22 protein-coding genes, 1 tRNA gene and 3 pseudogenes are annotated in these 21066 nt (G+C 37.5%); 24 read left to right on the top strand and 2 right to left on the bottom strand.

Annotated features, from left to right (window positions below; all coding sequences use genetic code 11):
* Window positions 1-4 precede the first annotated feature (4 nt).
* The 18 genes and pseudogenes from NCY30_RS05925 to NCY30_RS05840 all read left to right on the top strand — a co-directional run.
* Window positions 5-523 (top strand): annotated as a pseudogene (locus tag NCY30_RS05925) (DUF4446 family protein); the annotation flags it as partial.
* 236 nt (window positions 524-759) lie between these two features.
* A complete protein-coding gene (gene serS / locus NCY30_RS05920) occupies window positions 760-2049 on the top strand; it encodes a serine--tRNA ligase (protein ID WP_006427141.1) in 1290 nt (429 codons plus the stop codon).
* 20 nt (window positions 2050-2069) lie between these two features.
* Window positions 2070-2945, top strand: coding sequence for a DUF3881 family protein (locus NCY30_RS05915; RefSeq protein WP_161170415.1), 876 nt, complete (start codon window positions 2070-2072; stop codon window positions 2943-2945).
* Between the two features lie 437 nt (window positions 2946-3382).
* Window positions 3383-3456, top strand: a tRNA-Arg gene (locus NCY30_RS05910).
* 326 nt (window positions 3457-3782) lie between these two features.
* The gene (locus NCY30_RS05905; protein ID WP_006427144.1) at window positions 3783-4748 is read left to right on the top strand and encodes a ParB/RepB/Spo0J family partition protein; all 966 of its coding nucleotides are present in this window, start codon (window positions 3783-3785) and stop codon (window positions 4746-4748) included.
* 14 nt (window positions 4749-4762) lie between these two features.
* Window positions 4763-5548, top strand: a complete 786-nt coding sequence (locus tag NCY30_RS05900) for a ParA family protein (RefSeq protein WP_173784859.1) — start codon at window positions 4763-4765, stop codon at window positions 5546-5548.
* Window positions 5538-6443 (top strand): ParB/RepB/Spo0J family partition protein, encoded by a 906-nt coding sequence (locus NCY30_RS05895; RefSeq protein ID WP_250818551.1) that lies wholly within the window; start codon window positions 5538-5540, stop codon window positions 6441-6443. The genes NCY30_RS05900 and NCY30_RS05895 overlap by 11 nt, the downstream gene beginning before the upstream one ends.
* Before the next feature lie 78 nt (window positions 6444-6521).
* A complete protein-coding gene (locus NCY30_RS05890) occupies window positions 6522-7520 on the top strand; it encodes a DUF6017 domain-containing protein (RefSeq protein ID WP_055215080.1) in 999 nt (332 codons plus the stop codon).
* Between the two features lie 9 nt (window positions 7521-7529).
* Entirely contained in the window at window positions 7530-7826 is a 297-nt protein-coding gene (locus NCY30_RS05885) for a hypothetical protein (protein WP_005334864.1), read from the top strand.
* A 7-nt stretch (window positions 7827-7833) separates the two neighbouring features.
* Window positions 7834-8238: a hypothetical protein gene (locus NCY30_RS05880; protein WP_139009185.1), complete on the top strand. Its 405-nt coding sequence runs from the start codon at window positions 7834-7836 to the stop codon at window positions 8236-8238.
* 134 nt (window positions 8239-8372) lie between these two features.
* Window positions 8373-9350: a choloylglycine hydrolase gene (gene bsh / locus NCY30_RS05875; RefSeq protein ID WP_005347230.1), complete on the top strand. Its 978-nt coding sequence runs from the start codon at window positions 8373-8375 to the stop codon at window positions 9348-9350.
* A 38-nt stretch (window positions 9351-9388) separates the two neighbouring features.
* Entirely contained in the window at window positions 9389-10069 is a 681-nt protein-coding gene (locus NCY30_RS05870) for a GTP pyrophosphokinase (protein WP_005360232.1), read from the top strand.
* Between the two features lie 35 nt (window positions 10070-10104).
* On the top strand, window positions 10105-11664 hold the full coding sequence (gene cls / locus NCY30_RS05865; RefSeq protein ID WP_055166960.1) for a cardiolipin synthase: 1560 nt from the start codon (window positions 10105-10107) through the stop codon (window positions 11662-11664).
* Between the two features lie 242 nt (window positions 11665-11906).
* A complete protein-coding gene (locus tag NCY30_RS05860; protein ID WP_173793220.1) occupies window positions 11907-13340 on the top strand; it encodes a phospholipase D family protein in 1434 nt (477 codons plus the stop codon).
* Window positions 13319-14029, top strand: coding sequence for a response regulator transcription factor (locus tag NCY30_RS05855; RefSeq protein WP_250818550.1), 711 nt, complete (start codon window positions 13319-13321; stop codon window positions 14027-14029). Before NCY30_RS05860 ends, NCY30_RS05855 begins: the two co-directional genes overlap by 22 nt.
* Window positions 14029-15072 carry a HAMP domain-containing sensor histidine kinase gene (locus tag NCY30_RS05850; RefSeq protein WP_055215087.1) on the top strand — a complete coding sequence of 348 codons (1044 nt, stop codon included), beginning with the start codon at window positions 14029-14031 and terminating at the stop codon, window positions 15070-15072. Before NCY30_RS05855 ends, NCY30_RS05850 begins: the two co-directional genes overlap by 1 nt.
* Window positions 15073-15103: 31 nt before the next feature.
* On the top strand, window positions 15104-16168 hold the full coding sequence (locus NCY30_RS05845; RefSeq protein ID WP_005360242.1) for an FUSC family protein: 1065 nt from the start codon (window positions 15104-15106) through the stop codon (window positions 16166-16168).
* Entirely contained in the window at window positions 16158-16730 is a 573-nt protein-coding gene (locus NCY30_RS05840) for a CDP-alcohol phosphatidyltransferase family protein (protein ID WP_006427153.1), read from the top strand. The genes NCY30_RS05845 and NCY30_RS05840 overlap by 11 nt, the downstream gene beginning before the upstream one ends.
* Window positions 16731-16907: 177 nt before the next feature.
* Here NCY30_RS05840 and NCY30_RS05835 read toward each other — a convergent pair whose 3' ends face one another.
* Window positions 16908-17135, bottom strand: a complete 228-nt coding sequence (locus tag NCY30_RS05835; protein ID WP_242853941.1) for an ImmA/IrrE family metallo-endopeptidase — start codon at window positions 17133-17135, stop codon at window positions 16908-16910.
* Between the two features lie 247 nt (window positions 17136-17382).
* Window positions 17383-17481: pseudogene (locus NCY30_RS15335) on the bottom strand (glucosamine-6-phosphate deaminase); the annotation flags it as partial.
* Between the two features lie 227 nt (window positions 17482-17708).
* On the opposite strand from NCY30_RS15335, the gene NCY30_RS05825 reads away from it, so the two are divergent.
* The 6 genes and pseudogenes from NCY30_RS05825 to NCY30_RS05800 all read left to right on the top strand — a co-directional run bounded on the left by NCY30_RS05825 (window position 17709) and on the right by NCY30_RS05800 (window position 21033).
* Window positions 17709-18707: a hypothetical protein gene (locus tag NCY30_RS05825; protein ID WP_250818549.1), complete on the top strand. Its 999-nt coding sequence runs from the start codon at window positions 17709-17711 to the stop codon at window positions 18705-18707.
* A 211-nt stretch (window positions 18708-18918) separates the two neighbouring features.
* Window positions 18919-19122, top strand: coding sequence for a hypothetical protein (locus NCY30_RS05820; protein WP_006427157.1), 204 nt, complete (start codon window positions 18919-18921; stop codon window positions 19120-19122).
* Window positions 19115-19321, top strand: a pseudogene (locus NCY30_RS05815) (GNAT family N-acetyltransferase); the annotation flags it as partial. The gene NCY30_RS05820 and the pseudogene NCY30_RS05815, both read left to right, overlap by 8 nt.
* Window positions 19308-19505, top strand: a complete 198-nt coding sequence (locus NCY30_RS05810; RefSeq protein WP_006427161.1) for a hypothetical protein — start codon at window positions 19308-19310, stop codon at window positions 19503-19505. The pseudogene NCY30_RS05815 and the gene NCY30_RS05810, both read left to right, overlap by 14 nt.
* Before the next feature lie 71 nt (window positions 19506-19576).
* Window positions 19577-20449, top strand: coding sequence for a YitT family protein (locus tag NCY30_RS05805; RefSeq protein WP_173787437.1), 873 nt, complete (start codon window positions 19577-19579; stop codon window positions 20447-20449).
* Between the two features lie 122 nt (window positions 20450-20571).
* Window positions 20572-21033, top strand: coding sequence for a YaiI/YqxD family protein (locus NCY30_RS05800; RefSeq protein WP_006427164.1), 462 nt, complete (start codon window positions 20572-20574; stop codon window positions 21031-21033).
* Window positions 21034-21066 lie beyond the last annotated feature (33 nt).

Raw genomic sequence — 21066 nt, 5'->3', positions numbered from 1 at the left:
GAATATGGATAGCAAAATACTGAAAGCACTTGGTATCGATCCGGCATTAATATTTATATTTTTGCTGATACTGATTGTTATATTATTCGTTCTGTATGTAAATGTAACAATGAAGTATAATCGATTGAAAAGCAGCTATACGACGTTTATGCGTGGTAAAGATGGAAAAACTCTGGAAGAAAGTATGATGTCGGGATTCTCGGATGTAGAGGCCATTCTGAAATATACAAAACAGAATCGTACAGACATTCAGAAACTTAACAAGAAGATGGAAAAATCTTACCAGAAACTTGGAATTGTAAAGTATGATGCATTTAATGAAATGGGTGGTAAACTCAGTTTCGCACTTGCAATGCTGGACAATAATAATACTGGTTGGATCATCAATGCGATGCACAGCAGAGAAGGCTGCTATACTTATGTGAAAGAGATCGTAAAAGGTGAAAGTTATGTAGAGCTTGCAGAGGAAGAAGCAGAAGCACTGGATAAAGCAATCTTCGAAGATGGTTATGAAGAAGAGGTGGATAAAGCAGTTGCATCTGCAACAGGAAGTCTTAAGTCTGTTAAGTCTGGTCCGGCAAAGAATGGAAATCAGAAAAGCGCGAATGCGAGAAATACAAAACAGACATCTGGAAAAGCAAACAATGGTAAGATCTTAAATGCAAGAACCAGTAATGTGCGTCCAGATATGGCAAGACCTGAAAAAACAAGAAATGAGAGATAATATAACATATATATAATCAGGAGGAATTTAGAAAAATGTTAGATATCAAATTTGTAAGAAATAATCCGGATGTTGTAAAGCAGAACATTAAGAACAAATTTCAGGATGAGAAATTACCTTTAGTAGATGAGGTAATAGAACTGGATCAGAAGAATAGAGATATTAAGGGAGAAGTAGAAGCACTCCGTGCAGAAAAGAACAAAATCTCTAAACAGATCGGTGCATGTATGGCACAGGGAAAGAAAGAAGAAGCGGAAGAATTAAAGAGAAAAGTAGCTGAGAGTGCTGCAAGGATCGAAGAACTTTCCAAAGAAGAAAAAGAAGTAGAAGAGAAACTGAAACAGAATATGATGATCATTCCGAACATCATCGATCCTTCTGTACCAATCGGAAAAGATGACAGTCAGAATGTAGAAATTGAAAAATTCGGTGAGCCTTTTGTTCCTGATTTCGAGATTCCATACCATACAGAGATCATGGAAGCATTTGACGGAATCGATCTTGAGAGCGCCGGAAGAGTAGCGGGAAATGGATTCTATTATCTGATGGGTGATATCGCAAGAATTCATTCTTCTGTACTTGCATATGCAAGAGATTTCATGATCAACCGTGGATTTACTTACTGTGTACCACCTTTCATGATCAGAAGCAATGTTGTAACAGGTGTTATGAGTTTCGCAGAGATGGATTCCATGATGTATAAGATCGAAGGAGAAGATCTGTACCTGATCGGAACAAGTGAGCACTCTATGATTGGTAAATTCATCGACACAATGTTAGAAGAAAAACAGCTTCCACAGACACTTACAAGCTATTCACCATGTTTCCGTAAGGAAAAAGGAGCTCACGGTATTGAGGAGCGTGGAGTATACAGAATCCACCAGTTCGAGAAACAGGAAATGATCGTTGTATGTAAACCGGAAGAAAGCAAGATCTGGTATGATAAATTATGGCAGAACACAGTAGATCTGTTCCGCTCACTGGATATTCCGGTACGTACATTAGAGTGCTGCTCAGGTGACCTGGCAGATTTGAAGGTAAAATCTTGTGACGTAGAAGCATGGTCTCCAAGACAGAAGAAATACTTCGAAGTAGGAAGCTGCTCTAACCTTGGTGACGCACAGGCAAGAAGACTTGGTATCCGTGTCAAAGGTGAAGACGGAACAAAATACTTCGCACACACACTGAACAATACAGTAGTAGCTCCACCGAGAATGTTGATCGCATTCCTGGAAAACAACCTTCAGGAAGACGGATCAGTTAAGATCCCTAAGGCATTACAGCCATACATGGGTGGAACAGAGAAGCTTGTACCTAAAAAATAAGCAATTATAAGGATAAGCGTATGCATCAATATATGAAATCCATTGGATTTGGAAATATCAGAGACAAAAAACAGTTAACACAGATTTTAAAAGATGTGGAAGAATCCTATACACAACATCAGCTCGTTACACAGGATGAAACAACGGATCTTTGTGAGTTTGAAAAAGAATATGGAGAAGGAATCGGGATCAAGGTGTGCGGAGATATGGACATCGATGAACAGTTTGAGTACCGTTATTATACACCATATTTCAAAGGATCCGGTGTGACATCCTATGCGGATGTCAGTGTGGAACGAAGGATAGACCGGGAAGCATATGTGGGCATCTGTGAAGATACAAAAGTAGGCATTAATCTGGTATTTTATCTTCAGAATATGATGGAATATCTGAGGGAAAGGCAGCTTGGTGGAAGAAGTATCAAGTATTCTTCCGTGACATTGTCCGGTCTTTGCAATGAGGGAACCATTCTGCTTCCGGTGCTGAAAAGTAAAGAACAGGAGCGGGAACAGCAGGAAGATGTACACAATCGTATGCTGCTGTTAAGCGCAGCAAAATCTGGCGATCCACAGGCGATTGAAAGTCTTACTCTGGATGACATCGATACATATTCCAAAGTATCAAGAAGATTGATATCGGAAGATGTATTTACGATCGTTGATACGTACATTATGCCGTACGGAATCGAATGTGACCGGTATTCGATCATGGGAGAAATCCTGGAATATCGTCCTACCAGAAATGAGATAACGAGAGAAGATATCTGCATCATGAAACTGGATGTGAACGGCCTTCTGTTCGATGTATGTGTACCAAAAAGAGAGGTCATGGGTGAACCGGCAGTCGGACGCAGATTCAAAGGAAATGTGTGGCTGCAGGGAAGAATCAACTTTTAATCTGCCATGCATTCGGAAGAAGCTTCCGATGGCAGACCCTTTGTATGTGGATAAATAAAGAAAAATGTGGATAAATATTTTTGAAAGATACAGGGATGGGGAAAACCATCCCTGTATTGACTTTTACAGGATTAATAGGTAAAATAATAAAGTACGAGTTAGTCAGGCTCCCTTAGTTAAATGGATATAACAAGCCCCTCCTAAGAGAAAGCCGAGGCATTCCCCAAAGGGAAAAAATGAAAAACAACTTTCAGTTCGAATCTATTCTGAAAAATGCCAAAGGTGACAACAAAGCATTCCCCAAATTGGGGAACGTTCTAATGTTACCAACTCAAAAAAATCTGTAGATTGACAACTCAAAAAAGAGTTGATAATCTTATATATGGCCGAAGGGAAAAATCCCAGAACCCCAGTAAAATCAAGGGTTTGCGGCATGTGTCGTCATAGCTCAGCTGGATAGAGCACTCGCCTCCTAAGCGAGGGGTCGGAGGTTCAAATCCTCTTGGCGACGGGCTTCAAAGCGTTCGAAAATGTTAGCTGGATTAGCTGACAACGAACGCTTTTGTTATTTTCAAATCACGTTCGTGACACAAAATTCCATTCAAAATGATCAATTTCCAGCTAACGCAATCTGATTTTTGTTAGCTGACAGCTAATCAAAATTACCGGTTTGCAAACATGGGTTTTAGGAAGTTCAGCTAACATTTGGGTTCCGCTCTGTTGTCACCCCTTATTCGGGGATGTAAATCAGAGAAAAGGCGGGAAAAGAAACAATCTCTCCCAAACCTGCAAACATGCATTAGCTGAAACAGTATTCAATTCTATTAGCTACAGCTAATGGTCAAACAGCAATGTCTGTTTGGAACTTTACTATCTATAAAAGTTCCAGGCAGGCATTTTTTATTTCCTGAATCCTGGAGGAAAGGAGTCAAGATGACTGAACCAAACAGACAATCAGAAGAAAACGAAGAAAGAATCATAGAAATTGAGATTGAGCGTCTTCGTCCGTTCAAAGAGCACCCGTTTCAGGTAAAAGATGATAAGGAAATGTTTCTTTTGCAGGAAAGCATTGAGAAGTATGGAATTTTAAATCCGTTAATCGTCAGACCAGTACCGGATGGATACTATGAGATCATATCCGGTCACAGAAGAAAACATGCTGCGGAGAAACTGGGATACCGTAAAGTACCGGTAATCATCCGGGTATTAAGTGAAGATGATTCCATCTTGAGCATGGTAGATTCCAATCTTCACAGAGAACGGATCAGCTACAGTGAAAAAGCTTTTGCTTACAAACTGAAGAATGACGTATTAAAAAGAAAAAGTGGTCGAAAAAAGAGCCAAGTTGACCACAAAACACCAAGAAAGCGGGCAATAGAAATCATCAGTGAAGATTGTGGTGATAGCCCAAAACAAGTGCAGCGTTATATCTCACTGACAAAACTGATACCGGAAATGTTGCAGAAACTGGATGATGAGATTATTTCTTTTTGTCCGGCTGTAGAGATAGCTGCATTAAGTGAAAAAGAACAAAGAGAACTGCTTGTAGCAATGGAGTATGCACAGGCAATCCCATCACTCTCACAGGCCCAGAGGATCCGGCAACTGAGTAAAGAAAAACAGTTGTCACTGGAAAAGATGGAAGAAATCATGTGTGAAGTGAAAAAGGGTGAGATCACAAGAGTGGCATTCACAAACGAGCAGTTGCACAAGTATTTTCCAAATTCTTATACACCGGCAATGATGAAACGGGAAATACTGGCACTGTTGAAATTATGGAAAAAAGAATCATGGGAAAGTTAAAGGAGGAAGAAATCATGTGTAAAGTTATATCCGTAGTAAACCAGAAAGGTGGCGTCGGAAAGACCACCACAACTGTAAATGTAGGCATTGGACTGGCAAGAGAAGGTAAGAAAGTGTTGCTGATCGACGCGGATCCACAGGGAAGTTTAACCGCAAGTCTTGGATATGAGGAACCGGATGATCTTCGCATCACATTGGCAACGATCATGATGGATGTCATCAACGAAGAAGAAATCTCTCTGGAAGATGGGATTTTACATCACCAGGAAAATGTAGATCTTCTCCCGGCAAATATTGAGCTTTCCGCACTGGAAGTAACGATGGGAAATGTTATGAGCAGAGAAATGATCATGAAAGAATATATCGATGCGATACGATGCCGATGCGATTATATCCTGATCGACTGTATGCCGAGCCTTGGTATGATGACAATCAATGCACTGGTCTCTTCCGATTCTGTGTTGATACCTGTGCAAGCCGCATATCTGCCGGTGAAAGGACTTCAGCAGCTGATCAAGACCATTCTTACAGTAAAGAAAAGACTGAACCGGAAACTGGCGATTGAGGGCATTCTCCTGACCATGGTAGATTTCAGAACCAATTACGCAAGGGATATTGCATCGAGAGTACATACAACCTACGGAAGTCAGATCGAGGTATTTGAAAATGTGATCCCGATGTCTGTAAAAGCTGCTGAGACCAGTGCAGAGGGAAAAAGCATCTACATGCACTGCCCGAAAGGAAAAGTTGCCGAAGCATATAAGAACTTAACACAGGAGGTTTTGAAAAATGAAAAATAGAAGTGGCGAAAAGATTAAACTGGCAAGCATTGATGAACTGCTGGGTGTGGTAAATGAAGAATCTGCAATGGAGATAGAAATCAGTAAGATCCATCCGTTTAAAAAGCATCCGTTCAAGGTGCTGGATGATGAAAAGATGCAGGATCTGGTTGAAAGTGTAAGGATCAATGGAGTACTGACACCGGTACTGCTTCGAATGGATGATAATGAAGAATATGAAATGGTATCCGGTCATAGAAGAATGCATGCAGCACAGCTTGCAGGACTTACGACTATTCCGGCAATCGTAAGAGAATTATCGGATGATGATGCCGTGATTGCGATGGTGGACGCTAACATTCAGCGAGAGGAACTGTTACCGAGTGAGAAAGCATTTGCATATAAGATGAAAATGGATGCTATGAGAAGAACAGCAGGTCGTCCGACAAAAGAAAATCCCCGACAAAATGTCGGGAATTATGAGACGGCAGATCTCATTGGAAAGGATAATGGAGAAAGTGGACGACAGGTTCAAAGATATATTCGTCTCACGGAATTAATACCAGAACTTTTAGATCTGGTAGATAAGAAAAAGCTCCAATTTACAGTTGCTATTGATATCTCCTACATCGATAAGGAAGTACAAGAATGGATTTACGAATATATTAGTGACACTGGATTTATTAAGCCAAAGCAGATTGCAGCACTCAGAAATCAGCTGAATGATGGGCCAATCAATCAGATTCAGATGTTATCAATTTTCAATAACTGTGTGATAGCAAAGAAAGTATCCCGGTCTCTTACTTTCTCAGAAAAGAAACTGACAAAGTATTTTCCGGATGATTATACAGCCAAAGATATGGAGCAGGTGATTGAATCATTATTAGAAAAGTGGATGCAGGAACAGTCCTGTTAAGGAGAGAAAAAGCTAAGAAAACAATGTCAAAGAAGTTTAAAAAGAGGACTTCTTAGCAGAAAATGAAAGGAGGAAATTATGGAGAAAAAAATGACATTTAATTATTTTTACGGTACCGAAGCTGATCAGTTCAGCTTCTACCGCATACCAAAAGCATTATTTACAGACAGTTATTTTAAAGATTTATCGAGCGATGCTAAAATTTTATATGGACTGATGTTGGATCGAATGTCTCTTTCCATCAAGAATCAGTGGTTTGACGACAAAAACAGAGCATATATCTACTTTTCCATCGAAGATATCATGGAATTACTGAACTGTGGCAGAAATAAAGCCATTAAATCCATGAGAGAACTGGATGACGAAACAGGAATTGGTCTGATTGAGAAACGCAGACAGGGATTTGGAAAGGTGAACGTTATCTACGTGAAAACCTTTATGCCTGAGAAAACAGATGAGAAAAAATTTGGAGAGGAATCACAGAAGTTTAAAAAACAAACTTCTGTGGAAAATGAGGAATCTACAGAAGTTTACAATTCAAACTTCATGAAGTCCAAAAATCAAACTTCTAGAGGTCCCGAAAACAAACTTCAAGAAGTTTACATTTCAAACCCTAATAATACTAATCTTAGTGATACTGAAATGAATGATAATAAATCTAATCAAATCGTATCTGCAGATGAGAATCGATCCGATGGCGATAACCGCTCTGAGGATTATCAGGCTTATGAAAACCTTGTCAAAGAGACCATTGATTATGAATCACTGGAAGTAACCCATCATGACGATATGCGGCAGGTAGATGAAATCGTGAACCTGATCGTAGAGACTGTGATGTGTAAAAATGACAAGATCTTGATTGCCAGCAACTGGTATCCGGCATCACTGGTGAAGAAAAAATTTCTGATGCTGACCTATTCACATATCGAGTATGTCTTACACTGTATGAGTGGTAACACCACAAAGGTGAAGAACATCAAGAAATATTTATTAGCAGCCCTGTTTAATGCACCGTCAACGATGAACGGGTATTATCAGGCAGAGGTGAACCATGATATGCCAGGACTGGTAAGATAGGAGGTGCACATGTTTATTTTAAAACTTGCTGGAAAGATATTATTACTGCCGGTATGGCTGATCCTTTTTGTGATCGGCTTGGCAGTAAAAATGACAGTACAGACTTATGCGGTTGTCAGAGGGATCCTTGGATTTATATTCACTTTATTGATTATAGCGACTGCATACTGTTATCATGACTGGGTACAGGTTGCATTTCTATTTTCGCTGAGTGTAATTCTGTATCTGATCCTGTTTGCAGGAGTGTTTGTAGATACTGTACTGGACATGACAAGAGAACGTATTATTGATTTTATTATATCGTGAGGAGAATATGAAAATGAGCGAAAACAAGGATTATATTCAGTTACCACCACTAAAAAAAGACACACCGTCCGATGTGGTAGCATTTATCTGGGAGTACATGAAAGTACCGGAGAACTCAAGAGAAAAAGTTAAGAATCTGCTTAAAGATGCAAATGAAAATGGCGTAAAATTAAGTCATCAGGCACCAACACTGTATGATGTTGTTCCAAAAAAAGAAATTGCTGAATTTGAAGAGCTTATGCGCAAAACCATAGCTGACATTGTATCAGAAGCCAGTAGCGTTGCCTGTTGGGTGTATGTGCAGAAATATGTGAAGCACAAAACCCTAAACGAAATGCTGCAAGAATTGCCAGACGTAGGTCAATTCATCCTAGCTATGGATATCTGGTTTGCAAAACTGATGGAGAAATAATCTAGGAAAATAGTTTAAAGTTTACATGTTATGATCATGTATGAAGTTGGAACAAAATAAAAGAATTGTGCTATAATATTGTTCAAGAAAAAGCTCATTGACATATTTCAATCTATTTAGGAGGATAAACAATCATGTGTACAGCAGCAACTTATAAAACAAAAGATTTTTACTTTGGACGAACCCTCGATTATGAATTCTCTTATGGTGATCAGATAGTAATTACACCACGTAATTATGCGTTTAATTTTCGCCATGTTGGCGATATGAAAAATCATTATGCAATTATTGGAATGGCTCATGTTGCTGAGGATTATCCTTTGTATTATGATGCTATGAATGAAAAAGGAGTGGCAATGGCAGGACTGAATTTTGTCGGAAATGCTGTTTATGCCGCGATTAAGCCAGATGTGGAAAATATTGCACAGTTTGAATTTATTCCGTGGATTTTAAGTCAGTGTTCTTCTTTAGTTGAAGTTCGCGAGCTTCTTGAACGAATTAATATTGTTAATACTCCTTTCAGCGAGCAATTACCATTAGCACAATTACACTGGATCATTTCTGATGAGAATGAGTCAATTACGGTAGAATCTATGTCAGATGGTTTGCATATTTATGACAATCCAGTAGGAGTGCTTACGAATAATCCGCCATTTCCACAGCAGATGTTTCAACTAAATAATTATATGTATTTATCTCCTAAACAGCCCAGAAATACTTTCTGCGAAAATTTGGCTCTTGATGCATATAGTAGAGGTATGGGAGGATTAGGTCTTCCGGGAGATCTCTCATCTTCCTCACGCTTTGTACGTGTAGCTTTTACAAAGGTAAATGCAATTTCAGGTGAATCAGAGGAAGAAAGCGTTAGCCAATTCTTCCACATTCTCGGATCTGTGGATCAGCAACGAGGATGTTGCGAAGTAGCGGATGGAAAATATGAAATCACATTGTATACGTCGTGTTGTAATGTTACAAAAGGTATTTATTATTACAATACTTATGAAAACCATCAGATCAGTGCAGTAGATATGCATGTAGAAAATCTGGATAGTGATAAAATGATTTGTTATCCAGTAATTCAAGGAGAACGAATCAACTATCAAAATAAATAATGTTTTGAACTCAGGGATGAGGTAGAAAGGAAAGTTCCATGACAAAAGATGAAGTAAAAAAACTCAGGATGAACAGTCCGGAATCACTACAGTTTTTAAATAATGCTACAAAATTTTATAATTTAATGATGATGTATCGTTGTGCTATTCGGGAGATACAAACTAAACTTGAGGTTTTGGATGATGAATTTTCAGTTGAGAACAATCGAAATCCTATTTCTTTTATAAAAACAAGAATTAAGCAGCCCAATAGTATTTACGATAAACTACAGAAGATGGGATATGAATTTACAACAGAAAATATACAGACATATCTCAATGATGTAGCAGGCGTTCGAATAGTTTGTGCGTTTATTGACGATATTTATATGATATCAGATTTGATTACCCAACAGGATGATATTAAAGTTATTGAAATAAAAGATTATATAAAAAATCCAAAATCGAATGGTTATCGAAGCTATCATATGATTGTTGAAATACCAGTATTTTTTGCTAAGGGTAAAACACCTATGCGTGTAGAATTACAGATTCGAACCAATGGTATGGATTTCTGGGCAACATTGGAACATCAACTTCGCTATAAAAAAGGAATTGAAGAAATGCCTGGCTATGATGAGATAAGTGAAGAATTACTTCATTCTGCAAGAGCTATCATTGAAGCAGATAATGAAATGCAGAGAATAAAAGACAAAATTGGTATGTTCCACGAAATTTAGGAAGAAAACTGAGCAAGTAGGAAGGTGGAATATATATGAAACAAGATACTTTAGAGGGCAAAGCAAAAACAAAAAATGGGGTAAAACGGCTGTGTTTTTCCATAATCTGCATTCTTCTGGAAGTGATTTTTATTATTACTATCGTAACACGCTTGAATGAATATGCAGAAATCATAAATTTATTTACAAGGATTTTGAGTGGGATCTTGGTTTTGGGATTGTACGCATCAAATAAGACATCCTCTATGAAAATGCCTTGGGTCATCTTAATTCTAATTTTCCCAATTATGGGTGTAGGCCTGTATTTGTTGATTGGTTTGAATGGTGGCACACATAAAATGCGTGAGCGATATGCAGAAATTGATAGCAAATTGTTACCAATGCTTCCGGACAGTCAGGAGTGTTTGAGCAAAATAAAAGAAACAATTCCGAAAGCAGGAAATATAGCAAGTTACATACAAAGAAATTCGCAGTATCCAATCTATCAGAATACGGATATTGTGTATTTTGATGAAGCAGTGAAAGGATTAGAGGCACAGCTTAAGGATTTGGAGAAAGCACAGAAGTTTATCTTTATGGAATATCATGCGATAGAAGACGCTGAAGCATGGCATAAGATTCAAGATGTTCTGGAAGAGCGAGTAAAAGCAGGTGTGGAAGTTAGAGTATTCTACGATGATATGGGTTCTATAGGCTTTATTAACACAGATTTTGTGAAAAAGATGGAAGCAATAGGAATTCATTGCCGTGTATTCAATCCGTTTATGCCAGGTTTAAATCTGTTTTTGAACAATCGTGATCATAGAAAAATAACAGTTATTGATGGAAAAGTCGGATTTACAGGTGGATATAATCTAGCAAACGAATATTTTAATTACACACACCCGTATGGACAGTGGAAAGATACAGGTATTCGTTTAGAAGGAGATGCTGTTCAGTCGCTTACGGTGACATTTTTGGAAATGTGGAATGCAGTAAGTGATAAGGATGCTAATGATTCTGATTTTAGTAAATACCTTTTCCACTATGATTATGCGGCACAGCAAACTGGGTTTGTTCAACCTTATGCAGACAGCCCTATGGATAATGAGCAAGTAGGAGAAGAAGTTTATATCAGTATGATAAATAAAGCTGAAAAATATTGTTGGTTTATGACTCCATATCTAATCATAACAGATGAAATGACGCATGCGTTATGTCTGGCTGCTAAGCGAGGGGTAGACGTAAGAATTATCACACCTGGTATCCCTGATAAAAAATTCATTTATAATATAACTCGTTCTTTTTATCATGGATTAGTTAAACATGGTGTTCGTGTTTATGAGTGGACTCCTGGTTTCTGTCATGCAAAAATGAGTGTGGCAGATGACTGTATGGCAACTTGTGGAACAATTAATCTGGATTATCGAAGTTTATATCACCATTTTGAAAACGGCTGTTTTATGGCAGATTGTCAGGCAGTTGTGGAAATAAAAAATGATCTGATAAGAACGATGGGAGAATGTCGTGATGTGACAGACCAATATCAAACCGGACGAAGTGCATATTTGCGACTGGGACAATTATTTATGAGATTATTTGCTGGATTGCTATAAGAATCTGATGAAACGACCTTTCAAAAAACAGTTGATTTAGAAGTTAACTGTTTTTGAAAGGCCGTTTTTGCTATATCTAACAGTCTGTTGTACAAAGAAGATTTTGCATGGATAGTGATTAATACAACGGAGTAAGAAAAGCTCCTTCATATATTAGAATAAAAATAAATTTTGTTGAGGTTAAATTGAGATTGACTTTGTATTGTATAAGTATGAAATAAAAAGGAATCAGGTGATGTACAATGAAAAAGCATAAAATATGTAAAATCCTTCTTGTTATACTGGTAATTTTTTTATGTGTGGCTTTTTATGAATTGCTCGGAATCTGCGTTGCATATAAAAAGCAGCCGGAAGTGTCCAATACAACCAAAAAAGAAACAAAAAATGGGTCATGGAACGAATGCAGTGAAAATACAGAACGGGCAGTAATCATAGAAAAGAATCCAGAAGCGCTTTTACAAAGAGTGCGTTTGATCAAGAATGCAAAAAAGGAAATTATTCTTTCTACTTTTGCATTTCAATCCGATGAAAGTGGAAAATTGATTTTAGGAGCATTGCATGATGCGGCAGACAGAGGTGTACATATTCGTCTGTTAGTAGATGGAATGGAGAGCTGGATTGATATGGAAGGAAATCCGTATTTCTATGGATTATCTTCCCATGAGAATGTTGAAATTAAACTGTATAATAAGGCCAATCCGTTGAAACCGTGGAAAATGATGGGTAGAATGCATGATAAATATTTGATTGCAGATGGAAAGAGATATATTCTTGGGGGAAGAAATACATACAATTATTTCCTGGGTGATTTTCCGGGACATAAGAACTATGACAGAGACGTGTTAGTGGTTTGCGATGAACCTGAGAAAGGAAATTCAGTTAACCAGTTGTCAGAGTATTTTGAAACCATATGGAATCAGGAAGACTGTGGTTATTTTCATAACAATAAAAAACTGGCAAATAGAAAATCTGTAAAGAACGCAGTTTTAGAGCTGCAGAACAGCTATCAGAAATATTTTGAAGAGAATAAGGAAAGAATCTGCGAGACCAATTATACGGACGAAACTTTTGAGACAGAAAAGATTACATTAGTGTCAAATCCTATTCACACAGGTTCCAAAGAACCAGTAGTGTGGTATCAGTTGGGAGAATTGATGAAAAATGCAAAAAATCGTGTGAAGATCCACACGCCATATATTATCTGTAATGATATGATGTATAATACATGGGAGGAAATTGCAGAGAACGTTTCAGATTTTTCTATCATGACAAATTCAGTTGCGAATAATGGGAATCCATTTGGGGCTGCCGATTATGCGAAAAACAGAAATAGAATCTTAAGTACAGGAATTAATATCTGGGAATATGAAGGCGGTTATTCATACCACGGAAAAAGTATTCTGATTGACGATGATCTGTCTGTAATCGGTTCCTTTAATATGGACATGAGAAGTGCATATCTGGATACGGAACTGATGCTTGTAATTCGCAGTAAAGATATTAATAAACAGTTGGAAGAGGGCATGATGGAATATGAAAAAGTGTCCCGCCAGATATTAGAAGGCGGAATTTATAATGATCCATATCATGTAGAGCCAATCGAATTAACAAAGAAACGTCAGAGAAAAATATTTTTGGTACAGCATCTGCTTGGATGGGCAAGGTATCTGTTTTAATAAGGAGGAAGGAAAACGTGTTTCAAATATTGATTGTAGAAGATGATAAAGAATTAAGCCAGCTATTCCAAAAAGTGCTTGAGAAGAATGGATATCAAGTCAAAAGTGCATCGGATGGAGCACAGGCATTAGAAGTATTGGATAAGGAATATATTGATCTGATCATTTCTGATATTATGATGCCGGTTATGGATGGCTATGAACTGGTGTCAGAACTTCGTTCAGTAGGATATCAGATACCAGTGCTTATGATCACTGCGAAAGGTTCCTTTGATGATATGCGCCAGGGATTTCTTTCGGGAAGTGACGATTATATGGTAAAACCGGTAAATGTGAATGAAATGGTTTTAAGAGTCGGAGCACTGCTTCGCCGTGCACAGATACTGAATGAACACAAAATTGTGATCGGTTCAACAGAGTTTGATTATGATGCAATGACGGTTACAACTGATAAGGAAAGTCTTGTTTTGCCTAAAAAAGAATTCCTGCTTTTATATAAGCTTGCAGCTTCGCCAGGCAGAACATTTACAAAACAACAGTTGATGGATGAAGTATGGGGATACGAGACGGAGGCAGACCCACATACGATAGAGGTACATATAGGAAGAATCAGAGAGCGTTTTAAAGATAACCCTGATTTTGAAATCGTAACAATGCGTGGAATTGGATACAAGGTGGTGAAAAAATAATGGAACAAAAGAAAGAAAAAGGATTGCGGATCCGATCCTGTCTGACTGGTGCAATCTGGCTGGCACTTGTATTTTCAACAGTCATATCTGCTTTATTATTTGCTTTTTTGAATCATTTTTTTAATCTGCCGGGCAGCATACCTGTGCTTGGCTGGCTTTTGATTTTCAATACATTGATTGCAGGGCTGATCACTTCCTTTATCAATGCAAAGTTACTGGAACCAATTACCAGACTTAGTAAAGCAATGAAGGAAGTTTCTCAGGGAGATTTTGAACAGCATTTGGAAACGAACAGCCGTATAGCAGAAGTTGGAGAATCTTATCAAAGTTTTAATGTTATGACAAAAGAACTTCGTGCAACAGAGGTGCTGCAGATGGATTTTGTATCTAATGTTTCTCATGAGTTTAAGACCCCGATTAATGCCATTGAAGGATATACAATGCTGCTTCAGGGAGAAGAACTGTCTCCGGATCAAGAGGAATATGTAGAAAAAATCTTATTTAACACCCAAAGACTTTCCGGATTGGTTGGTAATATTTTGCTGTTATCCAAGTTAGAGAATCAGAATATACCAATGAAAAAAACAGAATATCGTCTGGATGAACAAATCCGCCAGGCATTTCTTTCATTGGAAACAAAATGGACAGAAAAAGAAATTGGTTTTCAGGTAGAATTGGAGGAAGTTAAATATACTGGGAATGAAGGACTTTTTATGCATATCTGGATAAATCTTTTGGATAATGCGATTAAGTTCAGCCCTTCAAAGGGGACAATTACGATGTTTCTGAAACAAGAACAGGATTCTGTTAAGTTCATTCTGGAAGATGAAGGACCAGGAATAGAGGATGATGTAAAATCCAGAATATTTGACAAGTTCTATCAGGTAGATGGATCTCATAAAGCAGAAGGAAATGGCCTAGGTCTTGCACTTGTAAAACGGATTGTAGATAGTGCCGGAGGAACAATCAAAGCAGAAAACCGTGAATATGGTGGATGCAGATTTGTTGTAGAGCTTCCAATACAGAAAGATGAGGCCATATAAGTTTAAGAAAAACAGATAGAGGAGGAATTACATGACATTTTATCAGGAATTGCAGTTAAATCAGGCAGGTTCTAAAAATCTGTTGAAAAAGAGTGAAACAGTGAAAGAAAAATCATATCATATACTGGTATATTTGGTAAAGATAGCTGTTACAATGGCATTTTGTTTTTTATTTGTTACTATTTTCAGTATCTTATTTGGAAATGAGAATAGTATTGTGGGTGTAGTAGTTTTATTATGCCTTATGGTATTTCGGAATGCGGATCTGGGGATCCACACCGGACAATCTACGATGCTTTTGGCTTTGTTCTTTGTAATTATGACTGTATGTCCGCATTTAGCAAATCAGTTTTCACCGGTATTGGGAATGCTGTTAAATATTGCGGCACTGGCTGTGTTGATTCTGTTCGGATGCCATAATCCATTCATGTTTAATCAATCTACATTGGTTCTTGGGTATCTGCTGCTATATGGTTATGATGTTACGGGAAAAAGCTATCAGATGCGATTAGTCGGAATGGCTTTAGGTGCAGCACTTACCTGCTTCGTATTTTATCGAAATCATAAAAACAGAACTTATAAAAGAAATCTGAAAGATCTGATACAAGAATTTGATATCACTTCTTCCAGAACAAAATGGCAGATATGTCAGATTTTATGCGTACCGATTGTCCTTTGCATTGCAGAACTTTGTAATATGCCACGTGCAATGTGGGCTGGTATTGCGGCCATGTCCGCGATTTTGCCATTTATGGAAGATATGCACTACAGAGTCCGTAAAAGGATTGTCGGAAATATTGCAGGTGTTATATGTTTTACAGTATTATATTTTCTGCTTCCTTCGTCAATCTATGCATATATAGGAATTCTTGGTGGAATCGGTGTAGGACTTTCAGCACAATATGGCTGGCAGGCAGTATTTAACACATTTGGTGCTTTAGCCATTGCTGCAGAGACTTATGGGCTACAAGGAGCGGTTAGTCTTAGAGTGATTCAAAATGTTTTTGGTGTTGTGTTTGCATTAGCATTTTGTGTTATATTTTATTGGTTTATGTCAAAAAAAAAGGAAAGTGAGGCGACCGTACATGCAGAGTGAAGTGAATCAGGAAGAAAATTTGAATAGAATTATTACGGTTCCTAATCTTCTTTCTTTTTTTCGGCTTTGCCTGATTCCGGTAATTATATGGAGCTATTGTGTAAAGAAAAATCCTCTGTTAGCTGGAGAAATCTTATTGCTGTCTGGTCTTACGGATCTTGCTGATGGATATATCGCAAGAAGATTCCATATGATTAGTAATTTGGGAAAAATACTTGATCCGGTGGCCGATAAGCTGACACAGGCAGCGATGTTAATCTGTCTGTTTACTCGGTTTCCGCATATGCTTCTTTTAATCGTAATAATGGCAGGTAAGGAGCTGTATATGGCAGTCAGTGGATGTCTTGTGATACGAAAGACAGGAAAAGTACACGGTGCAGACTGGCATGGAAAGATAGTAACCTTTTTATTATATGGAACTGCAGCGGTGCATATTATATGGTTCCACATTACACCTATGGTATCAGATCTGTTGATTGGTTTGTGCGCTATAATGATGGTCATATCGGTCGCTCTGTATATTATCCAGAATACCAGGACTCTTAAGGGAGAGACTGTATAAGCAATTTTATATTGCAATGACTAGAAAAATATTTAGGAGAAGATAGATATAAACAGTAAGTCAAACACACAAACTATGGAGTCTTTAGTCGGTTTAATAAAATTTTAGATAGAAAATAAATCATTATAAAAAGATCCTGTTCATACTATGATATATAGAACAGGATCTTTATTTACTTTATTTCGCCAGGAAATTGCTCTGAATCTCCATCGGCATATGATAAGCCTGGCCTCGTTTTGTCAGGCTGTATAATTTAAAGCTCATTAGTTCCGGAGTCGCATTCAATGAACTGCAGAGTCCGAAATAATCCAGGTCCTCGTTCTGAACCATATCTTCGATTTCCTCATCTTCAATCAGCAGATCGGCAGCAAACAGATTGGCCTGGTATTCTGTATTATCCGTCATATTGTAGAGTGTATCATCTTGCATACCTGGGTTGGATTTATCTTTATGGTAATTGTGTTAGTAGTTGTAATGCAGATATTTGAAAAGGTGAAAGAACAGCTGCTTAAATGGACAATTGATTAAAATTAAATGAAGATGAAAATATAGGGAAGTTGTGGTATATGGATGTGTATCACAGCTTCCCTTTTTTAACAAAAGCTAAATGCGTTTCATAAGTTACACTGCAATGTCCGGTGTCCAGTAGATATTATTTATCAATCTCACTCAGTGCAGCTTCATCAGCAACGATTGTTACATCATTATGTAACTGAAGGATGGAAGCCGGTACTTCCGGAGTGATTGCTCCATAGAGTACTTGCCTGTTGGGTGTATGTGCAGAAATATGTGAAACAGAAAACTCTGGACGAAATGCTGCAAGAATTGCCAGATGTAGGCCAATTTATCATTGCTATTGGATAGCTGGTTTGAAAGACTGATGGCGGAAGAATAGATGCTGTGATAGAATGAAGAAAAATGATAAGTTAATAAAATGATATCAAAAAAATTTACATCTGATAAGGAGAAGGAAAATAGATGGAAAGTGTGAATTATGAATATTTTGATTCAGAGAATGATTATTCAAAAAATCCTAATGCAACCAAACATAGATCATTTAACGTTTCAAGAGGAGATTTTAGTAAATATGCTATTTTAAATGGATTTTACGGAAAAAAACTGATTTCTCGAGATGCAAGAAAATTTTATTCATCAATGTGTAGAATGGCAGTAAAAAAGGAAAAAGGGTTTTATGTAATTTCAGATGAGTATGAATTTGCGGAAACTTCATATAAAAATGTAATTTCTTTTGCCATGGGTATGTTAGCAACAAGAATTATTGCAAATGAAATATATAACATTAACAAATTATATCATTTTACAGATAAGAGTTTTAAAGGAACGTTGGTGAATGGAAAAATGGCACCAGATTGGATCGGAGTTGATGGGCAAAAAAAAGTATTTTTATTTGAAAGTAAGGGGACTTGTAATAAGAATGTTAGGAAAAAGACAATCGAGCATGCAAAAGTACAATTAAATAATGTGGGTTCAATTAAGGATACATCAACAAACCAGATGTATTACCCACAAAAAGATAGCAAACATGTAATTTGTTCATGTTTTGACGCATACTCTGGTATAGATAAAGTATGGAATATACATGATGTGGATCCAGAAGGAAAGGGAGAAGTTAACTTAGAAATTAATTTTGATAAAGAATGCTTTATGTATTATCAAGCATTTATTTCGTATGTGGATTCATTAAATCAGGTATATCAATGTGAGTCTGTAAAAAATCAAAAATACTATTGTTGGGTGTATGAAGATGAAAAATATTGTATTCTTGAAGAAATATATAATTCGATGAAATCAGGACAATTTAATGAACAGAATAGATATCGTAATTTTAATAATTATGTAAACGAGAAACTTAGTGATATAGAGTATCCAGAACAGTTTTCACATGATGGAATCTCTTCTTATGAAGATGGAATAGTAGTTTGTAGTTCAGTTTCTTGGCGAGATAAGCTGCACTAAGAAGATATTTTTGTTTTTGTTCTCATACTCCTCCTTCCGCTGAGACTATTCCTCCCGCCGGGAGTTCACGTATTTCAATATCGGCTGTCCCTTCCGATATTAGAAATAGTGCTGTGAACACCTTTAGGTGGAACCAACAGACAAGTGAAACGTCTGTTATTGAGAGGGTATGGGGAAATCCCCATCAAGATAAATCCCATAGGAGAACAGGATGGCAAACGACATTACTGTTAAACATGGGTGGATCTTGCCCTTATTTGTATCCCTCTATATAACGAAACGCTCAGAGGCTGTTTTACAGTGGGGGAAAAGAAAAAATATCAAAAAATTGATAATTAATGGTGAGCTTGTGATAGAATGGAAAAAAGAGAAAAGCATAAAGGATGTAGTTGTGGAGAATATTTGTTATGATTAGAAAGTTGCTGAACGGAGATATCGATAGAGTCGCTGACATATGGTTAAAGACAAATCTGAAAGCACATTATTTTATTTCCAATCAATATTGGAAAAGTAATTATGAATTAGTAAAAGAAATGCTGTCACAATCCGAAGTTTATGTGTTTGAAGCAGATAAAATGATACAAGGATTTGTAGGACTAAATGATGAATATATATGATATTGTAAAGACATATTCGGAAAACACGCTTGGAAAGTTTTCAAAACATGATGCATTGGTTGCCTGCCCTAGCCTTGGAAGTTCTTCAGTAGAATCAGCACTTAAAAAGCTGGTTGATGAGGGGACTGTCATACGGACTGGAGCAGGAAGGAAAAAAATGTATATGATGAAAAAAGAATAATTATTACGAGGATACATTAGAGATATAATATAAATATTGATAAAACTATTTACAAAAGTGGGGAATAAAAAATGAACAAACAAAAGAAAAAAGGTTTCACATCAGACACGTTAAAAGAAACCGCCGTCATGACGATAGCAGTGGGGATTATCGCCGCGGCAGTGTATTTCTTCCTGATTCCGAGTCAGACTTCGATCAGCAGTATATCTGCACTGGCGATTATTATCGCACATTATGTACCATTGCATGTGTCAACGGTTACGATGATCCTGAATGTGGTCTTATTGCTGATCGGATTTGTAACTTGCGGGAAAGAATTTGGGGCGAAGACGGTATATACGAGTATCTTGCTGCCAGTGTATCTGGCGGTATTTGAACATGTATTTCCGGATTTTGAATCACTGACGAACAGCAGTGAGCTGGATGTGTTATGTTATATTCTGGTGGTAAGTATTGGTCTTAGCATTTTATTCAACATGAATGCGTCATCCGGTGGACTGGATATCGTAGCGAAGATCATGAACAAGTATCTTCACATCGAACTGGGCAAAGCTATGTCAATTTCAGGAATGTGTGTGGCACTTTCGTCTGCTTTGATCTTTGATAAAAAAGCGGTAGTGTTAAGTGTGCTTGGCACATATTTTAATGGTATTGTGCTGGATCATTTCATCTTTGGACAGAATGTAAAAAGACGAGTCTGCATTATTACAAAATACGAAGAAGAGGTACGACAGTTTATTTTACATGAGCTGCACAGTGGAGCGACATTCTATGAAGCGATGGGTGCTTATAATATGCAGAAGTACAGAGAGATTATTACGATTGTAGATAAGAGTGAATATCAGAAACTCATGAACTATATTGTCCAGAAAGATCCGGAAGCATTTGTAACGGTGTATACAGTATCTGATATGCGCTACAGACCGAAGGTGAGATCATTCTAGTTCGTAATGATAGATAATTGCCAAGAAGATGCCAATGGAAGGTTCTGTAGATAATAGATAAATAGGGAAAAACGTCACATGTGTGGCGTTTTTCTGTTAACAAGTATTTGAGGAAAAGTATTATGAAGATATATGTGGATGCCGATGCCTGTCCGGTGGTAGCCATCGTTGAACAGATCGCAAAAGAATATGAGATTCCGGTAACTCTTCTGTGTGATACGAATCATGTGTTATATTCGGATTACAGTGAGGTAGTGACGGTAGGAGCCGGAGCAGATGCTGTGGACTTTAAGCTGGTCAGTCTCTGCCATAAAGGTGATATCGTGGTAACACAGGATTATGGTGTCGCAGCGATGATTCTTGGAAAGGGAGCATATGGAATCCATCAGAATGGCAAATGGTATACGAATGAGAATATTGATCGTATGCTGATGGAAAGACATCTCGCGAAGAAAGCGAGAAATGCGAAGAAGAAGCATCATCTGAAAGGTCCGTCAAAAAGGACAGACGAAGATGACAGAAGATTTGCAGAATCATTTACCAGACTTGTGGAAAAGCGGTTGAAAACGGAGGATGAAGCGTGATAAAAATAAAAGAAGTGAAAGAGCAGAAGGCGA

Source organism: Dorea sp. MB18-49 (genome assembly GCF_023669465.1).
Lineage (GTDB): Bacteria > Bacillota > Clostridia > Lachnospirales > Lachnospiraceae > Dorea_A > Dorea_A longicatena.
The sequence above is the reverse complement of the archived record's forward strand: the minus strand, read 5'-3'. Positions and strand labels throughout refer to the sequence as shown.